The organism is Burkholderia ubonensis, from assembly GCF_902833085.1.
Lineage (GTDB): Bacteria > Pseudomonadota > Gammaproteobacteria > Burkholderiales > Burkholderiaceae > Burkholderia > Burkholderia ubonensis.
The window spans coordinates 219,149-238,670 of record NZ_CADFEB010000013.1; the positions used below are offsets into that span (position 1 = coordinate 219,149).

The window sequence follows — 19,522 nt, forward strand, 5'->3', positions numbered from 1 at the left end:
CGCTTGTTACAATAACGCGATATGGACGCTAACCTGATACAGACCATCGCCGTCTACGCGCTGCCCGTGATCTTCGCGATCACGCTGCACGAGGCCGCGCACGGCTATGCCGCACGCCTTCTGGGCGACAACACCGCCTACATGATGGGGCGCGTGTCGTTCAATCCGATGCGCCACATCGACCCGATCGGCACGATCGCGATTCCGCTCGTGATGTATTTCCTGACCGGCGGCGCGTTCCTGTTCGGCTATGCGAAGCCGGTGCCGGTGGCGTTCCGCAACCTGCGCGATCCGCGCTGGGGCAGCCTGTGGGTGTCGCTGGCCGGCCCCGCGTGCAATTTCGCGCAGGCGCTGCTGTGGGGCGTGCTGACCATCGTGCTCGCCGCCGCGCACGTCGACGAGCCGTTCTTCGCGCGCATGGCGCTTGCCGGCGTCAGCGTGAACCTCGTACTCGGCGTGCTGAACCTGTTCCCGCTGCCGCCGCTCGACGGCGGCCGCATCCTGGCGGCGCTGCTGCCGCCGAAGCAATCGATCGCGCTGTCGCGCATCGAGCCGTACGGTTTCATCATCGTCCTGTTGCTGGTCGCGACGGGCGTGCTGACGAATTTCTGGCTGCGTCCGCTCGTCAACGTGGGTTATCGCATCGTGGCGGCCATCCTGACTCCTTTCGCCTCGCTTTTCTAACGACAATCATGTTCCCAGATCGTATTTTCTCCGGCATGCGGCCCACCGGGTCGCTGCACCTCGGCCACTACCACGGCGTGCTGAAAAACTGGGTGAAGCTGCAGTCCGAGTACCCGTGCTTCTTCTGCGTCGTCGACTGGCATGCGCTGACGACGCACTACGAGACGCCCGAGGTCATCGAGAAGGCTGTGTGGGACGTGCTGATCGACTGGCTCGCGGCCGGCATCGACCCGGCGCAGGCGACGCTGTTCATCCAGAGCAAGGTGCCCGAGCATGCGGAACTCGCGCTGCTGCTCGGCATGAGCACGCCGCTCGGCTGGCTCGAGCGCGTGCCGACCTACAAGGAGCAGATGGAGAAGCTGAAGGACAAGGACCTGTCGACCTACGGTTTCCTCGGCTATCCGGTGCTGATGGCGGCGGACATCCTGCTGTACCGCGGCTCGCTCGTGCCGGTCGGCGAGGACCAGGTGCCGCACGTCGAGATGACGCGCGAGATCGCGCGCCGCTTCAACTACCTGTACGGCCGCGAGCCGGGTTTCGAGGAGAAGGCGCTCGAAGCCGCGAAGAAGCTGGGCGGCAAGCGCGCGAAGCTGTATCACGAGCTGCGCAATGCGTACCAGCAGGAAGGCGACGACGAGGCGCTCGAGCAGGCGCGCGCGATGCTGCAGGAATCGCAGAGCCTGTCGATGAGCGACCGCGAGCGCCTGTTCGGCTATCTCGAAGGCGCGCGCAAGATCATCCTCGTCGAGCCGCAGGCGCTGCTGACCGAGGCGTCCCGCATGCCGGGCCTCGACGGCCAGAAGATGTCGAAGTCGTACGGCAACACGATCGGCCTGCGCGAAGACGCGGAGACGATCACGAAGAAGGTCCGCACGATGCCGACCGACCCTGCGCGCGTGCGCCGCACCGATCCGGGCGACCCGGACAAGTGCCCGGTGTGGCAGCTGCACCAGGTCTATACGGACGAGGCGACCCACGAGTGGGTGCAGAAGGGCTGCCGCTCGGCGGGCATCGGCTGTCTCGACTGCAAGCAGCCGGTGGTCGAAGGCATCCTGCGCGAACAGCAGCCGATGCTCGAGCGCGCGCAGAAGTACATGGACGACCCGTCGCTGCTGCGCGCGATCGTCGCCGACGGCTGCGACAAGGCGCGCAAGTACGCGACGGAGACGATGCGCGACGTGCGCGACGCGATGGGCCTGTCGTACACGTGAGCGACAGGCATGAACCGGCCGTGTCCGCCGTCGGCGGGCACGGTGTGTCGACCGAGCCGTCGCGCTGGGTCGCCGGCTGGACGCCGCTGATTGCGGCCGGCGGCGCGGTGCTGGACGTCGCCGCGGGCGGCGGGCGGCACGCGCGCTGGTTTGCGGCGCGCGGGCATCCGGTCGTCGCGCTCGAACGCGATCCGGCCGCGCTCGCCGCGCTGCGCGCGATTCCCGGCGTGGACGCCCGCGACGCCGACCTGGAAGGCGCACCATGGCCGCTGCCGGCCGGCGAGCGGTTCGCGGCCGTGGTCGTCACGAATTACCTGCACCGGCCGCTCTGGCCCCATCTGCTCGATGCGCTCGCGCCGGGCGGCGTGCTCGTCTACGAAACCTTCGCGCGAGGAAACGAAACGGTCGGCAAACCGTCGAACCCCGCGTTCCTGCTCGCGCCGGGCGAACTGCTCGAGGCGGTGCGCGGCCGCCTGCGCGTGGTGGGGTACGAAGACGGCTTCGTCGCTGCGCCGCGCGCGGCTTTCGTCCAGCGTATCTGCGCGGTGCGCGAGGACGCGACGACGGGGTCGGAGGCGGGTATTCCGCGTTACGAACTGGCCGGCTAATCCGCTACAATCTCAACGTTTACCGATTCATATTCAATCGCGTTTCATGGCTAACGGCACCCAAGACGGCATTCAAATCCGCGGCAGCATCCCCGCGATCGTCACCCCGATGCTCGAAGACGGCAGTCTCGATCTGCCGGCGTTTCGCAAGCTGATCGACTGGCACATCGAAGAAGGCACCGACGCGCTGGTCGTGGTCGGGACGAGTGGCGAGTCGGCGACGCTCAACGTCGAAGAACACATCCTGATGATTCGCACCGCGGTCGAGCACGCGGCGAAGCGCATTCCGATCATCGCCGGCGCGGGCGGCAACTCGACCGCCGAGGCGATCGAGCTGACGAAGCATGCGAGGGCGGTCGGCGCGGACGCGACGCTGCAGGTCGTGCCGTACTACAACAAGCCGACGCAGGAAGGGATGTATCGGCATTTCAAGGCGATTGCCGAGGCGGTCGACCTGCCGGTGATCCTGTACAACGTGCCGGGCCGCACGGTCGCGGACATGTCGAACGAGACGATGCTGCGTCTCGCGCAGGTGCCGGGCATCGTGGGCGTGAAGGAAGCGACCGGCAACATCGACCGTGCCGCGCAGCTGATCAAGGCTGCGCCGGCGCATTTCGCGATCTACAGCGGTGACGATCCGACTGCGATCGCGCTGATGCTGCTGGGCGGTCACGGCAACATCTCGGTGACGGCGAACGTCGCGCCGCGCGCGATGAGCGCGCTGTGCCGCGCGGCGCTTGCCGGCGACGTGAAGACGGCGCGCGAGCTGCACATGCAGCTGCTGTCGCTGCACAAGAACCTGTTCATCGAGGCGAACCCGATTCCGGTGAAGTGGGCGCTGCAGGCGATGGGCAAGATGCAGGGCGGCATCCGCCTGCCGCTCACGCCGCTCGACGAACGTTGCCACGACGCGGTGCGCTCGGCGCTCGTCGAAGCCGGCGTCCTGGCCTGATGTCGCGGCGGACGGGCATCGTCCGCCGGTTCATTCCCCGATCAACCCGCACCGGCCGGCTCCGTCCGGCGCCGCTCCTGACGAGCGTTCTAGCAAGACGAAGGATTTCATGAAACGTTTCGCCTTTTCCTCTCGCGCCATCCAGGTTTCGGTGGTGGCGCTTGCGCTGGGCGCGCTCGCCGGCTGCGATACGCTGAACGACTATCTGGCCCCCGACAAGGTCAACTACAAGAACACCGGTTCGGCGCCGCCGCTCGCGGTGCCGAGCGACCTGAAGCCGGTGCCGACGAGCCAGCAGTTCGTCGCGCCGCCGGCCAACGCCGGCCTCGGCACGCTGCCGCCGCGCGCGACGACGGCAGCCGGCACCGCGACGGACGGCGTGCCGACCGCGCAGGATCCGCTCGGCATGCACGTCGAGCGCGACGGCGACCGCCGCTGGCTCGTCGTCGACGGCCGCACGCCGGAGCAGCTCTGGCCGCTCCTGAAGGATTTCTGGCAGGACAACGGCTTCTCGCTGAAGACCGACGCGCCGTCGACGGGGATCATGGCCACCGACTGGGCGGAGAACCGCGCGAACATTCCTGACGACTGGTTCCGCCGCACGATCGGCCGGGTCGTCGATTTCGTGTATTCGTCCGGCACGCGCGACCGCTTCCGCACGCTCGTGAACCGCACGGCGGACGGCAACACCGACATCTCGATCACGCACAGCGCGATGGAGGAAATGATGGTCGGACCGCAGGGCGGCACGTCGTCGCGCTGGGAGGAGCGTCCGCGCAATCCGGTGCTGGAGGCGGTGTTCCTGGCGAAGCTGATGCAGAAGTTCGGCCTGTCCGAAACGCAGGCGAAGCAACTGCTGACCGACGCGCGGCCGGCGACGGCGCCCGCGCAGGTCAGCGCCGCGAGCGCCGGCACGGCGACGCTGCAGCTTGCCGAATCGTTCGATCGCGCGTGGCTGCGCGTCGGCCTCGCGCTCGATCGCACCAACTTCACGGTCGACAACCGCGACCGCGAGAAGGGCATGTACTACGTGCGCTACGCGAATTCGATGGAAGAGCTGAAGCGCGACGGCCTGTTCGGCAAGCTGTTCTACGGCGGCCCGTCGGCGGCGAAGCCGGGCAGGGAATTCGTCGTCAACGTGCGTGCGCAGGGCAATGGCGGCACGCAGGTCGCGGTGGTCGACGCGAACGGCCAGGTCGACAACTCGTCGGACGCCCAGCGGATCATCTCGCTGCTTCACGCGCAATTGAACTAAGGAACTAAGCGCGTGCGATTCGCCAGCCTCGGAAGCGGCAGCGAAGGCAACGCACTGGTGGTCGAAGCCGCGAGCGGCGCGACCACCACCCGCGTGCTGCTCGACTGCGGCTTTTCCGCCAAGGAGGTCGAGCGCCGGCTCGGCCGTCTGCATCTCGGCATCGACGATCTCGATGCGATCCTCATCACCCACGAACACAGCGACCATGTCGGCAGCGCATTGACGCTCGCCCGGCGCGCGTCGCTGCCGCTTTACATGAGCTGGGGCACCGCGCGCGCGGTCGGCGCGGACGAAGCGGACGTCGAGCTCCACGTCCTGTGGGGCGACGAGACGGCCCGGATACGCGATCTGGCGGTCTTGCCGTACACGGTCCCGCACGACGCGCGGGAGCCGCTCCAGTTCGTGTTCACGGACGGCTGCCACCGCCTCGGCGTGCTGACCGACGTGGGCGGGGCCACGCCGCACATCACGGCCGTCCTGAGCGGCTGCGACGCACTGGTGCTGGAGTCGAACCACGATACCGCGATGCTGGCCTCGAGCCGCTATCCGCAGTCGCTGAAGGCGCGGATCGGCGGCAGTCACGGGCACTTGAGCAACGACGCGGCGGCGGACATCCTTGCGTCGCTCGAACGCAGCCGCCTGCAGCATCTCGTGGCGGCTCACCTGAGCCAGCAGAACAACAGGCCGGAACTGGCCCGCCAGGGGTTTGCGGGCGTGCTGGGCACGGACGGGAGCGACGTGGTCGTCGCCACGCAGGAAACGGGCTTCGACTGGCTTGCGTTGACGTAGGAGGGCGGGCCTGCGGCCCGGCGCGGATGCCTGCGCATGTCAAAACGCGCAGACGTAAAAAAACCGGCCCGAAGGCCGGTTTTTTTTCAGCTGATGCTGAGGCTTACTGGCTTGCGCCCGAAGCCGGAGCAGCCGTCGCTGCCGAAGCAGCCGACGCCACAGCAGCAGCTGCGTCGCTCGCAGCAGCCGTTGCCGACGAAGCGGCAGCCGTCGCGTCGCTCGCAGCAGCGCCAGTCACTGCCGAAGCAGCCGACGAAGCTGCAGCAGCAGCGTCGCTAGCAGCCGGCGCAGCAGCTTGGTCTGCGCTCTTGTTGCAAGCAGCCAGTGCAACAGCAGCCAGCAGGGAAGCTACGAGGAGGGATTTCTTCATGATCACGTCCTTTTATGGTTAAAGGGTAAGCAACAGCGCGAAACAATACCGGTAATGTGCTCCAACACCGACCTGGGCCGCTGGTGGAGACGCACTTCTAGAGCGTGAATCTTCCCTACGGCTTGGGCGGAAATTATATGCACTTTCCTATCGACCGTCGACAAATGCGGGGTCAATACGTTGTCTTTCCCATACAAATTTTGATTTGCGTGGGCTACGGGTCAACTCACACTAATCCCGGCTTCCGACCCGTATCCAGCCCGCACAATACCACTCGTGCAGTAATGCTGTCATGGAGGGATCCCGGGATAGTGTTACAAACCGTTTCGCCTCCATCCGACGCTGATTGGCCAGCTCGGGCAGCCATTTGGCGGCCTGATCGAGTGGTCCTTCCTCGCCGTTGATGAAGTACGAGCGCGCGTTATACATCAATGCGGCGCGTCTGTCGAGACATACGCCGCGCCGCGCGGCCTGCGCGGCGAATGCCGCCTCGGAAAGCGCGAGTGCGGGCGGGTCGAACACGACGTTCGATTTGGGCTCGCTCAGGTAGCAGCCGAGGAACTCGGCGACGTCCTGTTCGCGCCAGCGGATGCCGTTGACGATCGCGGCGACCCGTTCGACCATCGCAGGCGGCAGGTGTGCCGGCGTCTCGACGGCGGGCTGCTTCGGATCGCGGTAGAGGTCGTCGCTGCGGGCGCCGCTGCGCAGGCCGCCGCGCTCCGCGAGGTAGTACAGGAACTGGGCGCCCAGTTCGCCGGCGGACGGGGCCCGGAAGCCGATCGAGCAGGTCATGCATTCGCCTTCGGCGACGCCGTCGTGTGCGATGTGCGGCGGCAGGTAGAGCATGTCGCCGGGCTCGAGCACCCATTCGTCGCTCGGTTCGAAATGCTCGAGGATCTTGAGCGGCACGCCGGGCTGCAGCGACAGGTCCCGCTGCGCGCCGATGCGCCAGCGGCGCTTGCCTTCGACCTGCAGCAGGAATACGTCATACGAATCGAAATGGGGGCCGACGCCGCCGCCGTCGGTCGCATACGAGATCATCAGGTCGTCGAGGCGCGCGTCCGGGATGAAGCGGAAGCGGTCGAGCAGCGCACGCGCTGCGTCCACGTGGAGGTCGAGCCCCTGCACCAGCAGGGTCCAGGCCTTGCGCGTGACGGGCGGCAGCGCGTCGTCGTCGAACGGGCCGTGCGCCAGTTGCCACTTGTTACGAAAGTGCGTGATCAGGCGCGATTCGGCGTCGTAGTCGCCCGCCAGCTCGAACAGCGCGTCGCGCGAGACGGGGGGCGTCACGCCGGGGATCGCCTGGCGGATCAGCAGCGGTTTCTTCTGCCAGTAGCGGCGCATGAATTGCGCCGGGGTGAGGCCGCCGAGCAGCGGCGTGGGAAGATCGGGTGGCGGCGCGCCGAACGCGGCGGCTGCGCCGTCCAGCGGTTCGGCTTGAGACCGTTTGCGCATCGTATAATGAGAGTTGTATTTGGGAGAATTGGATGAAAATCGCAAAAAACACCGTCGTATCGGTCGCTTACAAGCTGTCGGATGCGCAAGGCAATCTGATCGAGGAAAGCGACGAGCCGATGGTCTATCTGCACGGCGGCTATGATGGCACGTTCCCCAAGATCGAGGAACAACTCGACGGCCAGGAGCCGGGTTACCAGGCGCAGGTCCAGCTGGAGCCGCAGGATGCGTTCGGCGACTACGACCCCGAGCTCGTGAAGATCGAGCCGCGCGACCGTTTTCCCGAGCCGATCGAAGTTGGCATGCAGTTCGAAGGCACGCCTGAGGACGGCGACGAAGAGATCGACTCGCTGATCTACACGGTGACCGACATCGCGGAAGACAAGGTCGTGCTCGACGGCAACCATCCGCTCGCCGGCATGGCGCTGCGTTTCTCGCTGACCGTGAAGGACGTGCGCGAAGCCACCGAAGACGAAATCGAGCATGAGCACGCGCACGGCGCGGAAGGGCTCGAAATCGTCGACGAGGATGAGGACGACGAGGACGGCGAGCCGTCAGGGCGCACGCTGCACTGAGCTGGCGGGCGCGCCTTGCGTCGGAGCCGTGAAGTAGGGCGCCGGCGCGGGGCCTGATGCGTCATTCGGCGCCCTGCTGTCGCCCGGCAGCGGCGGCGCGACCGACGAGGCGTCCGGCAGCGCCGGCAGGGCCGGAATCTCCGGCATCTGCGGGAGCGGGACATCGTCGTGCGGTGCGGCCGGCAAAGCCGGCGGCACCGGCAGGTTCTTCGGCACGTCCTGCAGGCTGACGTTGAACAGCGTCTGCCGCGCCGGCGATACGCCGACCTTCACCCATTGACTGGCAGTCCGGCGCGGTCCGATCGCGACGCGCGTCAGGTTGCCTACGAGTTCCCCATTGTCGGTACGCAGCGGGCGATCGATGGCGAAGCCGTTCGCCAGCGGTTCGCCGCTCGCGTGCATCACGAGTATCGGGCCGCGGAACGTGGCGGCCGCCTTGACCAGCGTACGCTTCAGTTCGCGGAAACCGTCGCGCACGCGCGGGCGGTTGAAGCGCAGCCACGCGAAGCGTTCGGCGCGCTCGTAGCGGTCGAACTTCGGGTCGCCTTCGAAGATCACGACCAGCGCGCGCGCGTCGCGCCGCTTCGCGTATTCGGCCGCGTGGTCGATCCAGAAGCCGTTCGCGACGATGCGATCCTCGAACTCGCCGTTGCGGCCGCCGGCCGTCAGGAAGTAATTGTTCGGCGCGGGGGCGTTGAGCGCGACGAACACGATGTCGTCGCGCACCCATCGCGCGTTCTCGCGATACGGCCGGAAACGCGCGACTTCGCTCTCGCGCGTGATCTGCAGCGCGCCCGGATCGGGCTGCGCCGCACCGGCGAGCAGCGTCTGCCGCACGAAGTCGAGCCGTTCGACCGGGTCGTAGCCGCCTCCCGCCGCCGTGTTGCAGGTAACCCAGTCGTCGTGGCCGGGCACGAACACGAGCGGCACGCGCGATGCGTCTAGAATCGCGCCGCGCTGCGTGTACAGCGCATCGCGGCATGCTTCCCTGGGCCCCTTGAGATCCCCCGCATACACGACGAACGCGAGGTTGCGCTCGCGCGCCATCGCCTCGAGCATCCGCTGCGCGGCGACCTCGTCCGCAGGCGACGCGATCACGCCGGAGACGACCGCGAACGAATAGGGCGCGCCGGCGCGCTTCGCGGGCGCCGCCTGGGCGAGCGCGCCGGAAAGCGCGAGCGCAGCCGCCGCGGCGAGCGCGACGGCTGCGTGCACGAGCCGGCCGGCCACCGCGCGCTTACGCGTGCCCGTCGGCATCGTGCGACTGGGCGAGCGCGCGCAGCTCGTACAGCAGGTCGAGCGCTTCGCGCGGTTTCAGGTCGTCGGGGTCGATGTCGCGCAGTTTTTCGAGCGCAGGGTGGGGCGCGCTCGGCGTGGCCGGCGCGTCCGCGCATTCGAGATCGTCGGCAGCCGGCTGCATGCTGAACAGGTCGAGCTGCGGCGTGTGCTGAGCGGCCGACTGCTGCTCGAGGTACGCGAGATGCTTGCGCGCCGCGCGGATCACCGGCGCCGGTACGCCTGCAAGCTGCGCGACCTGCAGCCCGTAGCTCTGGTTGGCGGGACCTTCGTTGACCGCGTGCAGGAACACGATGCCGTGACCGTGTTCGACTGCCGACAGGTGGACGTTGGCCGCATGCGGAAATTCGGCCGGCAACTGCGTCAGTTCGAAGTAGTGCGTCGCGAACAGCGTGTAGCAGCCATTGTGCGCGAGCAGGTGCCGCGCGATCGCCCACGCGAGCGCGAGGCCGTCGAACGTCGACGTGCCGCGACCGATTTCGTCCATCAGCACGAGGCTTTGCGGCGTCGCGTCGTTGAGGATCGCCGCGGCTTCGGTCATCTCGACCATGAACGTCGAGCGGCCGCCGGCGAGATCGTCCGCTGCGCCGATGCGCGTGAAGATCCGGTCGATCGGGCCGAAGCACGCCGACTTCGCCGGCACGTAGCTGCCGACATAGGCCATCAGCGCGATCAGCGCGGTCTGCCGCATGAACGTCGATTTACCGCCCATGTTCGGGCCGGTGATCAGCAGTAGCTTGCGTTCCGTGCCGAGCTTGCAGTCGTTTGCGATGAACTGCTCGACCTGCGCCTCGACGACCGGATGCCGGCCTTGCTCGATGTCGATGCCGATCTCGTCGGTGAACGTGGGGGCGACCCAGTCGAGCGCGCGGGCGCGCTCGGCGAACGCGGCGAGCAAGTCGAGTTCCGCGAGGGCGGATGCGACGCGCTGGCATTCGGGAATGAACGGCAGCAGCGCCTGCAGCACCGCGTCGTACAGCGCGCGCTCGCGCGCGAGCGCCCGTTCCTGCGCGGACAGCGCCTTGTCCTCGAAGGTCTTCAGCTCGGGCGTGATGTAGCGCTCGGCGTTCTTCAGCGTCTGGCGGCGGCGGTAGTCGTCCGGCACCTTGTCGGTCTGCCCGCGCGTGACTTCGATGTAGAAGCCGTGCACCTTGTTGTACTCGACCCGCAGGTTCGCGATGCCGGTGCGGGCGCGTTCGCGTGCTTCGAGGTCGATCAGGAACTGGCCGCAGTTTTCCGAGATGTCGCGCAGCTCGTCGAGCTCCGCATCGTAGCCGCGCGCGATCACGCCGCCGTCGCGCACCATCGCCGCCGGCTCGGGGGCGATCGCGTTCGTCAGCAGGTCCAGGCATTCGGCGGGCGGCGCCAGCGCGGCGTCGAGGCGGACGAGCGCGTCCGCGTTGCCGGCAATCGGGCTGATGCGCTCGCGCAGCGCCGGCAGCGCGGCGAACGTGTCGCGCAGGCTCGACAGGTCGCGCGGCCGAGCGGAGAGCAGCGCGAGGCGGCCGGTGATCCGTTCGACGTCGGCGATCTGGCGCAGCGCGCTGCGCAGTGCATCGAGGCTCGCGTTCGCGGGCGCGTCGAGCAGCGCGCCGATCGCCTGCTGGCGCGACTGCGCGGCGACGGACGCGCGCGGCGGATGGTGCAGCCAGTGGCGCAGCAGGCGGCTGCCCATCGTCGTGCAGCAGGTATCGAGCAGCGAATACAGCGTCGGCGACTCGGTGCCGCGCAGCGTTTCGGTCAGCTCGAGGTTGCGGCGCGTGGACGGATCGAGCCCGATGTATTCGGTTTCGTTCTCGACCTTCAGGCTGCGCACGTGCCGCAACTGCTGGCCTTGCGTGGCCGCCGCATACAGGAGCAGTGCGCCCGCGGCGCCGCAGGCGCTCGTCAGCGAGTGCGCGCTGAAGCCGTCGAGGCTCGCGACGTCGAGCTGGTCGCACAGGCGCTGCGTGCCCGCCGCGATGTCGAAATGCCAGGCCGGCACGCGCTTGAGCGCGCCTGCGCCGGCGGGCATCGCGTCAGCCGATGCGTCGGCCGCGAGAATCTCGGCCGGACGGATGCGCTCCAGCGCGGCGCCGAGCTGCTCCGGTTCGATCTCCGCGAGGCGCAGCGCGCCGCTGGCGAGGTTGAGCCACGCGAGGCCGATGTTGACCGCGACGCCGCGCTTGTTGTGGCCCGTGCACATCGCGAGCAGGTAGACGTCGGTCTTGTCGGACAGCAGCGCGGCGTCGGTCAGCGTGCCCGGCGTGACGACGCGCACGACCTTGCGTTCGACGGGGCCCTTCGACGTGGCCGGGTCGCCGATCTGTTCGCAGATCGCGACCGATTCGCCCATCTTGACGAGCTTCGCGAGGTACTGCTCGACCGCGTGGTGCGGCACGCCGGCCATGCGGATCGGATTGCCGCCCGATGCGCCGCGCTGCGTCAGGGTCAGGTCGAGCAGGCGCGCGGCCTTTTCCGCATCCTCGAAGAACAGCTCGTAGAAGTCGCCCATCCGGTAGAAGACGAGCGTGTCGGGGTGGTCGGCCTTGATGCGCAGGTACTGCTGCATCATCGGCGTGTGGTTGCTGAGAGCGGCTTCCGTAAGCTGCTGTCTTGATTCTGAAATTTCCTGCGCGTCCTTATCCATCAAGGCTTTCCGTTCCTTTTGGGGCTCGGTATCGAGTTTCCCCGTGTCATGACATCTTGCTAAATTTTTGCGGCGAACGTAGCTTTTCGGACTTCCCGTAATCTACGCCTACGCCGTCGGCATGCCGCGACGGCAAAGCAACTTTTGCCCGGTGCACATCGGAATATCGACGGTTGTCCCGGCGTTCGGCTGCAGGCGACAACGTCGCGTCGCAACTGGATTTCCCGTTGCAAGTCACCCGTCGACGGGCGCATGCGACCAATCAAAATCGGCGAATGGCCTGCGCTTTTCGTCGCAGTGGCGGCCGTTGAATGGGCGCGCCTGAGAGACGAGCGCAACGCGGGCAACGACCCGGCGCTGATCAAAGCGGCAAGCCACGGCTCTGACGGCGTAATGGTACAGCAAGGGGATTCGCTGACAGTGGGTGATGTCCGTTTGGCATACCTGGAGGGGGCGCCGAGCATAACCGCAAGTCGAAGGGCGCGGCCGAGGTTGCCCGGATGTTCAGGACGATGATCAGGGCGGCGTTCCCGTTCGATGAATACGAGAAGATAGCCGTGCCACTGCGCTCGCTAAAGGGTCGGGCAATCGTGAGCTTGAACGATCACCCGGACGTTCGGCGTGTATTCGACGGGTTTCACATCGAGACCGCGCCGATTCAGTAGACGGTCGGAGGTGGGAGGGGCGTCGAGCGGAACGAGCTGATCATCTTCAGCCGGGATGACGCGGCGCAGCCCGTGGGACTGTTCTAACCGATGATGTCGGCGTCGATTGCGCCCATCGTCGACGTGAATGCGTGACAGGATCTTCTCGAAGTCCGTAGGGGCCAATGACTCGTCCCTGAACTGGAGGCTGATGTCGATCTTGTTCTCAGTTTACGGTTGTACGGCAGAAAGAACCGAATTGCGTCTCAGGTCCTTGAGTGGGTACTCGCGTCGTTGCGGAGCACGGCTCGTTGCTTCGTTCGCGATGCCATTTACGCGGGCGGGGCGGTGGTGCGTTCGGAAATCCGCGCGACGGTGCTGGCATGCGTCGAATCGCTGCGTGCCGTTGTCCTGTTGGCAACGCCAGCCGACTCGGCGGGCGATGATCCGACGCGGCGTTCCAGCACAGTTTCCGACGAGCGCCTGGACGGAAGCGGGTACCGCGCTATCGCCGGCTCGCGCGACGGCAATCAATGATCGCAAAGTCGGCGGCAACTCGATACTGGCCGAACGGCCAAGCAATAGTGTTGTGACCGCTATGGCACTGCATCCCGATTCCCGGGCGGCTCGGCGGAACGGCTGATCCCTTTTTTGACGTTCGTTGAATATTCTATGTGGTGCTGCGCGAGCGAGCGCATGCACGTTCGATGGGACGGTACATCCGAAATGGCGCGCGTGCATTGCGCTGACGTTCGATGTGGCGCTCCTGTTTTGTGGGAGTTGGGGTAGTTTTCTGGCGTTGGAACAGTGATCGAAGTGCATTCCTTGCATGGGTCATGTTCATCGAATCGTCGCAATTTCCCGACAGGAGGGGTATGGCAACGCAGACGCCGCACAAAACTAAATTCGAGAAATGGCAGGTTGGCATCGATCGGGCCGAGAGCGACGCCAAATGGAATGCTTGGGACTGCGAGATTCAGATCGCGGTGAGCGAATACAACCGGCATTTGTCTGGGACCGCAGGATACAAGCCCTTGGACTGGCATCTCGTCAAAGCGATGATATGGGTGGAAACCGGGGCGGAAAGCGACAAATGGGTATCGAATCCGATACAAATCGGAAACCCCGGCGACCCTGGCCTGAATGCATTGCTGAACGGTCGGGAAGGAGGGGAATTGATTGTGCCGCCGGCCTGGAAGGAAAAGCTGACGATCGGGGCAGCCATCACCATGCCGTCTCACAATATCCGCGCCGGCATCGGCTATTTGCTGATGCGGATGGCAAATTATTCAATCAAGAGTGTTCCGGATACGGATGCGACAGTGTATGAGGTGACGGTACAGGCGGGAGACAGTATTTATAAGATAGCGCGGGACAATGGCAGCACGATTGAGTCGATCAGGCTTCTCAATCCGACCGTGGGTGTGCTGCGGCCTGGCCAGGTCGTGAAATACAGGAAGGCTGCGATGAAAAAGGCCATCGTGGGATGGAGGGCGGTGACGACGTCGAGCATTGCGGCGTATTACAACGTCGGTGATCCGATGTATGCAAAGAAGCTCGACTATGCGCTGACGGTCATCGGAAAGGGGGAGGTCGCCATATGTCCGCAATAAGATACGTCGCGCTCACCGTGGCCATCCTTTCGGGTTTTGCCGTCGCTGCGGACAGACCACTTGTCGGCGAGTTCGCCGGGACCGGGCGCGCGTGCTCGGGCGGGCTATTCATACGCAGTCGGACAATCGAATGGAATTCGACGTACAGCATCTGCGGGCCGTCGCGCTACGACGTGCTCGAGCGCGGTGTGGACGGTGATCGCCGGCGTATCGTCTACCGGCTCAAGCAGCGCAGCAGCCGATGCCGGTTTGAAGTCGTAGAGGTCGAGCAGGCGAGCCGGTACAACTGGAACGTGAGCGGATATCCATCATTCGAGGCATTCGAAAAAAGGGCGCTGCCCGATTGGCGCAACTCATCCCGGCCAGAAAGACAGGTTTTGTCTTGCTCGATGACGGGACCCGATTGACGGCCGGCGACGGTTCGGGCCGCCGCCGACTGCGTGTCGCTCGAGGCCGCGGCGGGCGTGCCTTTGAGCAATTTCGCGTCCGTTGAGGTTTCGGTACTGACGGACGTGCATTCCGTCAAAAATGAGCGTAATCGGTTGGTCTTGGGCGGGTTAATGTGCGTCCCGCGCATGTCCAGGGTTCATCCGGGTTATCGAGGTGGCCATGACACGGCCGGGTTGCCGAGGGCCCGTTCGCCTCAGGCGCAGCGTCAGCAGTGCGACGTCGACATCGATCGCGGGTATCCAGTGCGTTCGCCCGATCGAGCGCGGCGAGCACCAGTCGGGGCAGCAGGGTTCGTGTCCGTCAGCTCCCCCGCCCGAACTGCCCCGCCGCGTCGATGAACGGCGCCGCCTGCGGATCGCTCGCCGCCGCCACGTTGAGCCGGACCCACGGCGTCGCGTCGCCGTTCGGCCGGTAGTCGCGCCCCGGCGCGAGATCGAGCCCGAGCGTGCGCGCGAGTTCGACGAGCCGCGCGGAATCGTCGACGCCCGGCACGCATGCCCACACGAACATCCCGCCGTTCGGTTGCGCGTACACCTGCCAGCCCGCCTGCCGCAATCGCGCGACCGTGTGCGCCGACGCCTGCGCAAGGAGCCGGCGCAGCCGCTCCAGGTGCTTGCGGTGCGTGCCGCGCTCGAGCAGCAGCGCGACGATGCTTTCCACGATCCGCGCGCCGCCCATGCTGGTGAGGGCCTTCAGGTCGATGAGATGCTTGATCAGGTCGGAGCGCGCGGCCAGGTAGCCGACCCGCAGCGACGACGACAGCGTCTTCGAGAACCCGCCGACATAGATCACGCGTTCGAGCTGGTCGAGCGTCGCGAGCCGCTGCGACGGCGTCGCCTCGAAATCGCCGTAGACATCGTCCTCGACGATCGTGAAGCCATGCTGATGCGCGAGCTGCAGCAGCCGGAACATGATCGGCGGGGCAATGTTCGTTGCAGTCGGGTTATGGAGCACGGTCGAGACGAAGAACAGCTTCGGGCGGTGTTCGCGCAGCAGCGCCTCGGCCGCCTCGATGTCCGGCCCCGTCGCGCGGCGCGGCACGCCGACGGGCTTCACGCCGTGCAGCTTCAGCAAACCGAACAGGTTGAAGTAGCTGGGATCCTCGACGAACACCGTGTCGCCCGGCTTCAGCATCAGGCGCACGACAAGATCGAGCGCCTGGCTCGCACTGTGCGTGACGAGGATCTGCTGCGGCTGGGTGTCGATGCCGAGCGGCGCGAGGTGCCGGCACAGCTGCTGGCGCAACAGCGGATCGCCCTGCGGCTGCGCGTAGTCGACGAGGTTCGCCGTGTCGCCGCGCACGACGTGCCGCACCGCCTGCGCGATGCCGTCGACGTCGCGCCACGCGGCCGGCACGAAGCCGCTCGACAGTTTCACGCGATCGTCCAGCGACGCGAACTGCCTGAGGATGTGGCTCGTTTCCTCCTCGGCGACGCGCGGGTCCGTGCCGCCCGGGAGCGCGCCGGCGTCGAGCCGGTCGGTCACGTAGAAGCCGGAGCCGTGGCGCGGCCGGATCAGGCCGCGGGCAGCGAGCAGATCGTATGCCTCGATGACCGGGAAGCGGCTGATCTGCTGATCGGCCGCCATCTTGCGGATCGACGGCAGTTTCACGCCGCCGCGCAATTGCTGCGAACGGATCATCCGTTCGATCTGGTCGACCAGCTGTTCGGTCAGCGGAACGCCGGTCGTCGTGTCGAGCGCGAGTTTCATCGGACGCCACCGTCAAGGACTTCGGCCAAAGTGTTCAGTAAAAACGGCTGAACACTTTGGAGGTGATTGTTCGGTTCTGTTCATTCCCTCGCACGCATTCTAGTCGAATAATCGGGGCCACCGTCTTTCGGAAATGCGATGGTCGAGGCGAGCGGCAAGTGCATTGAATGACGCAGGACGGTAGCGAAGGCACTTTGATCCGGAGGAAACCACATGCCGACCTATGACGATCTGAAAGCCAGGATTCAAACGCTACAGGCCCAGGCGGCGCTTGCCCGCGAGAGGGAAGTGGGGCATGCCCTCGAGGAAATTCAGAAAGCGATCGCCGAGTTCGACCTGAAGCCCGAGGACCTGTTCGACGGCATTCAGCGTCGGTCACGTCGAATCAGGCGTCGTGCCCCTGTGATTGCAAAGTATCGCGACCCGGCATCCGGCGCCGTCTGGAGCGGGCGTGGACGGGAACCTCGGTGGATTGCCGGCCGCGATCGGACGATGTTCCTGATCAGGGCGTCGACATGACGACGGGAATCTTCGCGGCGATGTTTCATCCGTCTCGATCGACTGTTCGGCAAACACGATCGGAGCATCGGCGCCGTCCAGATGCGGGTTCTCGCTGATATGAGCCTCGCCCACTTCTCCGGCTTCGGCGTCGCGTTCGCCGTCTACCTGATCGGCACGGCAACGCCGGGGCCCGCCAACCTGTCGATCGCGAACGCGTCGCTCAACCACGGGCGCACGCCCGGCCTCGCGATGGCCGCCGGCGTGATGTCCGGCTCGCTGTGCTGGGGCGTGACGGCGGCGGCCGGCGTGTCCGCGATGCTGCTGTCGTCCGGGGCGCTGCTCATGTGGCTCAAGATTCTCGGCGCGGGCTACCTGCTGTGGCTCGCGTACAAGGCGGTGCGCGCCGCGTACTCGACGCGCGATCCGCTGAAGGCCGATGCGCCGGTGCGGCGCGGCAGCCTGGCGAGGTTCTATCTGCAGGGGCTCGGCATCCACCTGACCAACCCGAAGGCGATCCTGTCGTGGCTGACCGTGACGACGCTGGGGCTGTCGGCGAACGCGTCGGCGTGGACGAGCTTCGTGCTCGTCGCCGGCTGTGCGACGCTCGGCTTCATCGTGTTCACGACGTATGCGCTCGCGTTCTCGTCGCATTCGGCGGGGCCGTTCTTCGCGCGCACGCGCAAGCCGTTCGGCTTGTTCTGCGGACTGTTCTACTGCGTGCTCGCGGCGGGCTTCATTCGCTCGCTCGCGTAGCGTTTCGGGCGGCCCGGAAAGGAAAACGGCCCGGGTCCGCGCAAGGCGGACCCGGGCCGTCTGCGGCGCATGGGCGCCGTTATTCCGCGGCCGGCTGCAGGCGGCTGTAGCGGTTCAGGATCGGGATCATCTGCGCGTAGACCTTCGGGTTCGCCGCGACGATCTCGTGACGATGCAGGAAGTCGGCTTCACCCATGTAGTTGCCGACGAGACCGCCGGCTTCGGTGATCAGCAGGCTGCCGGCCGCCATGTCCCACACGTTGATGCCCTGCTCGAAGAAGCCGTCGAGGCGGCCGGCGGCGACGTTCGCGAGGTCGAGCGCAGCTGCGCCCGGGCGGCGCAGGCCCGTGCAGGCCTGCGTCATCTCGGTGAACAGGCGCGCGTACGCGTCGAGGCCGTCCTTCTCGCGGAACGGGAAGCCGGTGCCGATCAGCGATTCCGACAGACGGTCGCGGCGGCCGACGCGGATGCGGCGGTCGTTCAGGTACGCGCCGCGGCCGCGCGTGGCGGTGAACAGGTCGTTTTTATTGGGGTCGTAGACGACGGCCTGCGTGACGACGCCCTTGTGCGCGAGCGCGATCGACACGCAGTAGTACGGGAAGCCGTGGATGAAGTTGGTCGTGCCGTCGAGCGGATCGATGATCCACTGGAATTCGGATTCGTTGTCGGATTCGCCCGATTCTTCCGCGAGGATCGCGTGATCGGGGTAGGCGGTCTTCAGCGTCTCGATGATCGCGTCTTCGGCGGCCTTGTCCACTTCGGTGACGAAGTCGTTATGCTGCTTCTTGCGGATCTCGATCAGGTCGAGATCGAGGGAGGCGCGATTGATGATCTGTCCGGCGCGGCGCGCAGCCTTGACAGCGATGTTGAGCATGGGATGCATGAGCCTGGATCCTGTAGCCGGCGGCAGGTGGCCGCCACGAAAGTGGAACAACTCGCCCGCAACGGCGCAGGCGCGCGTGGGCGAGGTGAGACGCGAATTGACAAAGAGCGGGCACGACCCGCGCCGCCTGGGCGGCGCGTAAAGGCATGATTTTACCCGACTTTCGGCCCGTTTAGGCGACGGGAGTGCGGGGAAACCCCACTGGCCGTCCGGACAGGTGGGTTTGGCCCCGCGTTGGCGATACCATACGGCCATTCTGATTATCGAGTCGTACCGTGTTGGAAACCATGGAGAACACCGCGCCGTCCGCATCGGGCGCGGCACAGCCGTCGGAGCCGCTGCGCGGCGGCTTTACGTCAACCCGCTTCGTGCTCGTCGAGCCGAGCCATCCCGGCAACGTCGGCGCCGCCGCGCGCGCGCTGAAGACAATGGGCTTCTCGCGGCTCGTGCTGGTCGCGCCGCGGGTGCCGCACGTGCAGAGCGACCCCGAGGCGATCGCGATGGCGAGCGGTGCGGACGACGTGCTCGCGTCCGCGCACGTCGTGCCGACGCTCGGCGACGCGCTGTCCGGCGTCCACTGGTCGATCGCGCTGACCGCGCGCACGCGCGAGTACGGCCCGCCGCGGCTCGCGCCGCGCGCGGCCGCCGAGCAGGCCTGCGCGCAGGTCGGCACGGGCGACATCGCGATCGTGTTCGGCAACGAGCGCACCGGCCTCGCGAACGAGCACGTCGACCAGTGCAGCGCGCTCGCGCATATTCCGGCGAACCCGGCGTACAGCTCGCTCAACCTCGCGCAGGCGGTGCAGGTGCTGGCCTATGAGCTGCGGATCGCGTTCCTCGAACGCGCGAACGCGTCGTTGCCGCGGCCGGAAGCCGGCACGCTCGCGCAGAGCGACGAGATCGAGCGGATGTACGTGCACCTCGAGAACGCGCTGATCGCGCTCGATTTTCTCGACCCGCGCAATCCGAAGAAGCTGATGCCGAGGCTGCGGCGCCTGTTCGCGCGCACCGGGCTGGAGCGGGAGGAGCTGAACATCCTGCGCGGCATCGCGAAGCACATCCTGCTGAAATCTCGCACGCCGGACCGCGACGCCTGACGCACCGCGGGGCCGCCGCGCGAATACCCGCGCCGGCGCCGGGGAGA

General features: G+C 66.5%; 18 protein-coding genes and 1 pseudogene. 14 read left to right on the top strand and 5 right to left on the bottom strand.

Annotated elements, in window-relative coordinates:
* Positions 1–21 precede the first annotated feature (21 nt).
* The 7 genes from HWX31_RS32225 to HWX31_RS32255 all read left to right on the top strand — a co-directional run bounded on the left by HWX31_RS32225 (position 22) and on the right by HWX31_RS32255 (position 5,778).
* Complete coding sequence (locus tag HWX31_RS32225) at positions 22–684, top strand: site-2 protease family protein (RefSeq protein WP_174965361.1); 663 nt, start codon at positions 22–24, stop codon at positions 682–684.
* Between the two features lie 8 nt (positions 685–692).
* Positions 693–1,895 carry a tryptophan--tRNA ligase gene (locus HWX31_RS32230; RefSeq protein WP_076474961.1) on the top strand — a complete coding sequence of 401 codons (1,203 nt, stop codon included), beginning with the start codon at positions 693–695 and terminating at the stop codon, positions 1,893–1,895.
* Positions 1,892–2,503 carry a class I SAM-dependent methyltransferase gene (locus HWX31_RS32235; protein WP_174965360.1) on the top strand — a complete coding sequence of 204 codons (612 nt, stop codon included), beginning with the start codon at positions 1,892–1,894 and terminating at the stop codon, positions 2,501–2,503. The genes HWX31_RS32230 and HWX31_RS32235 overlap by 4 nt, the downstream gene beginning before the upstream one ends.
* Positions 2,504–2,549: 46 nt before the next feature.
* Positions 2,550–3,455, top strand: a complete 906-nt coding sequence (gene dapA, locus HWX31_RS32240) for a 4-hydroxy-tetrahydrodipicolinate synthase (RefSeq protein ID WP_174965359.1) — start codon at positions 2,550–2,552, stop codon at positions 3,453–3,455.
* 109 nt (positions 3,456–3,564) lie between these two features.
* The gene (gene bamC / locus HWX31_RS32245) at positions 3,565–4,710 is read left to right on the top strand and encodes an outer membrane protein assembly factor BamC (RefSeq protein ID WP_059636229.1); all 1,146 of its coding nucleotides are present in this window, start codon (positions 3,565–3,567) and stop codon (positions 4,708–4,710) included.
* Between the two features lie 12 nt (positions 4,711–4,722).
* Entirely contained in the window at positions 4,723–5,499 is a 777-nt protein-coding gene (locus HWX31_RS32250) for an MBL fold metallo-hydrolase (protein ID WP_174965358.1), read from the top strand.
* 93 nt (positions 5,500–5,592) lie between these two features.
* Entirely contained in the window at positions 5,593–5,778 is a 186-nt protein-coding gene (locus HWX31_RS32255) for a hypothetical protein (RefSeq protein WP_174965343.1), read from the top strand.
* 322 nt (positions 5,779–6,100) lie between these two features.
* Here the strand turns inward: HWX31_RS32255 and HWX31_RS32260 are convergent, their stop codons facing one another.
* Positions 6,101–7,324, bottom strand: a complete 1,224-nt coding sequence (locus tag HWX31_RS32260) for a cupin domain-containing protein (RefSeq protein ID WP_174965357.1) — start codon at positions 7,322–7,324, stop codon at positions 6,101–6,103.
* 32 nt (positions 7,325–7,356) lie between these two features.
* On the opposite strand from HWX31_RS32260, the gene HWX31_RS32265 reads away from it, so the two are divergent.
* Positions 7,357–7,899: an FKBP-type peptidyl-prolyl cis-trans isomerase gene (locus tag HWX31_RS32265; RefSeq protein ID WP_059616123.1), complete on the top strand. Its 543-nt coding sequence runs from the start codon at positions 7,357–7,359 to the stop codon at positions 7,897–7,899.
* Here the strand turns inward: HWX31_RS32265 and HWX31_RS32270 are convergent.
* Both HWX31_RS32270 and mutS read right to left on the bottom strand, forming a co-directional pair.
* Positions 7,879–9,156: a metallophosphoesterase family protein gene (locus tag HWX31_RS32270; RefSeq protein WP_174965356.1), complete on the bottom strand. Its 1,278-nt coding sequence runs from the start codon at positions 9,154–9,156 to the stop codon at positions 7,879–7,881. The two genes, HWX31_RS32265 and HWX31_RS32270, sit on opposite strands and share 21 nt — an antisense overlap.
* The gene (mutS, locus tag HWX31_RS32275) at positions 9,137–11,824 is read right to left on the bottom strand and encodes a DNA mismatch repair protein MutS (RefSeq protein ID WP_415493193.1); all 2,688 of its coding nucleotides are present in this window, start codon (positions 11,822–11,824) and stop codon (positions 9,137–9,139) included. Before mutS ends, HWX31_RS32270 begins: the two co-directional genes overlap by 20 nt.
* A gap of 524 nt (positions 11,825–12,348) precedes the next feature.
* Here mutS and HWX31_RS32280 point away from each other — a divergent pair.
* The 3 genes and pseudogenes from HWX31_RS32280 to HWX31_RS32290 all read left to right on the top strand — a co-directional run.
* Positions 12,349–12,576 (top strand): annotated as a pseudogene (locus tag HWX31_RS32280) (DNA methyltransferase); the annotation flags it as partial.
* Positions 12,577–13,343: 767 nt separating this feature from the next.
* Positions 13,344–14,081: a LysM peptidoglycan-binding domain-containing protein gene (locus HWX31_RS32285; protein ID WP_174965355.1), complete on the top strand. Its 738-nt coding sequence runs from the start codon at positions 13,344–13,346 to the stop codon at positions 14,079–14,081.
* Positions 14,069–14,488, top strand: coding sequence for a hypothetical protein (locus HWX31_RS32290; protein WP_174965354.1), 420 nt, complete (start codon positions 14,069–14,071; stop codon positions 14,486–14,488). Before HWX31_RS32285 ends, HWX31_RS32290 begins: the two co-directional genes overlap by 13 nt.
* A 343-nt stretch (positions 14,489–14,831) precedes the next feature.
* On the opposite strand, the gene HWX31_RS32295 is transcribed toward HWX31_RS32290, so the two are convergent.
* Entirely contained in the window at positions 14,832–16,241 is a 1,410-nt protein-coding gene (locus HWX31_RS32295; RefSeq protein ID WP_174965353.1) for an aminotransferase-like domain-containing protein, read from the bottom strand.
* Positions 16,242–16,454: 213 nt separating this feature from the next.
* On the opposite strand from HWX31_RS32295, the gene HWX31_RS32300 reads away from it, so the two are divergent.
* The gene (locus tag HWX31_RS32300) at positions 16,455–16,760 is read left to right on the top strand and encodes an H-NS histone family protein (protein WP_174965352.1); all 306 of its coding nucleotides are present in this window, start codon (positions 16,455–16,457) and stop codon (positions 16,758–16,760) included.
* Positions 16,761–16,859: 99 nt separating this feature from the next.
* Positions 16,860–17,495, top strand: a complete 636-nt coding sequence (locus HWX31_RS32305; protein ID WP_174965351.1) for a LysE family translocator — start codon at positions 16,860–16,862, stop codon at positions 17,493–17,495.
* A gap of 79 nt (positions 17,496–17,574) precedes the next feature.
* Here HWX31_RS32305 and HWX31_RS32310 read toward each other — a convergent pair whose 3' ends face one another.
* Positions 17,575–18,378, bottom strand: a complete 804-nt coding sequence (locus HWX31_RS32310) for an inositol monophosphatase family protein (protein ID WP_059616132.1) — start codon at positions 18,376–18,378, stop codon at positions 17,575–17,577.
* A 278-nt stretch (positions 18,379–18,656) separates the two neighbouring features.
* On the opposite strand from HWX31_RS32310, the gene HWX31_RS32315 reads away from it, so the two are divergent.
* Positions 18,657–19,475 carry an RNA methyltransferase gene (locus HWX31_RS32315; protein ID WP_174965370.1) on the top strand — a complete coding sequence of 273 codons (819 nt, stop codon included), beginning with the start codon at positions 18,657–18,659 and terminating at the stop codon, positions 19,473–19,475.
* The last annotated feature ends 47 nt before the right edge of the window (positions 19,476–19,522 follow it).

Excerpts from the sequence above, each read along its gene's own strand:
- HWX31_RS32225 (WP_174965361.1), top strand. The coding sequence starts at position 22 with ATGGACGCTAACCTGATACAGACCATCGCCGTCTACGCGCTGCCCGTG.
- HWX31_RS32230 (WP_076474961.1), top strand. The coding sequence starts at position 693 with ATGTTCCCAGATCGTATTTTCTCCGGCATGCGGCCCACCGGGTCGCTG.
- dapA (WP_174965359.1), top strand. The coding sequence starts at position 2,550 with ATGGCTAACGGCACCCAAGACGGCATTCAAATCCGCGGCAGCATCCCC.
- bamC (WP_059636229.1), top strand. The coding sequence starts at position 3,565 with ATGAAACGTTTCGCCTTTTCCTCTCGCGCCATCCAGGTTTCGGTGGTG.
- HWX31_RS32255 (WP_174965343.1), top strand. The coding sequence starts at position 5,593 with ATGCTGAGGCTTACTGGCTTGCGCCCGAAGCCGGAGCAGCCGTCGCTG.
- HWX31_RS32260 (WP_174965357.1), bottom strand. The coding sequence starts at position 7,324 with ATGCGCAAACGGTCTCAAGCCGAACCGCTGGACGGCGCAGCCGCCGCG.
- HWX31_RS32265 (WP_059616123.1), top strand. The coding sequence starts at position 7,357 with ATGAAAATCGCAAAAAACACCGTCGTATCGGTCGCTTACAAGCTGTCG.
- HWX31_RS32270 (WP_174965356.1), bottom strand. The coding sequence starts at position 9,156 with ATGCCGACGGGCACGCGTAAGCGCGCGGTGGCCGGCCGGCTCGTGCAC.
- mutS (WP_415493193.1), bottom strand. The coding sequence starts at position 11,824 with ATGGATAAGGACGCGCAGGAAATTTCAGAATCAAGACAGCAGCTTACG.
- HWX31_RS32285 (WP_174965355.1), top strand. The coding sequence starts at position 13,344 with ATGGCAACGCAGACGCCGCACAAAACTAAATTCGAGAAATGGCAGGTT.
- HWX31_RS32290 (WP_174965354.1), top strand. The coding sequence starts at position 14,069 with ATGTCCGCAATAAGATACGTCGCGCTCACCGTGGCCATCCTTTCGGGT.
- HWX31_RS32295 (WP_174965353.1), bottom strand. The coding sequence starts at position 16,241 with ATGAAACTCGCGCTCGACACGACGACCGGCGTTCCGCTGACCGAACAG.
- HWX31_RS32300 (WP_174965352.1), top strand. The coding sequence starts at position 16,455 with ATGCCGACCTATGACGATCTGAAAGCCAGGATTCAAACGCTACAGGCC.
- HWX31_RS32305 (WP_174965351.1), top strand. The coding sequence starts at position 16,860 with ATGAGCCTCGCCCACTTCTCCGGCTTCGGCGTCGCGTTCGCCGTCTAC.
- HWX31_RS32310 (WP_059616132.1), bottom strand. The coding sequence starts at position 18,378 with ATGCATCCCATGCTCAACATCGCTGTCAAGGCTGCGCGCCGCGCCGGA.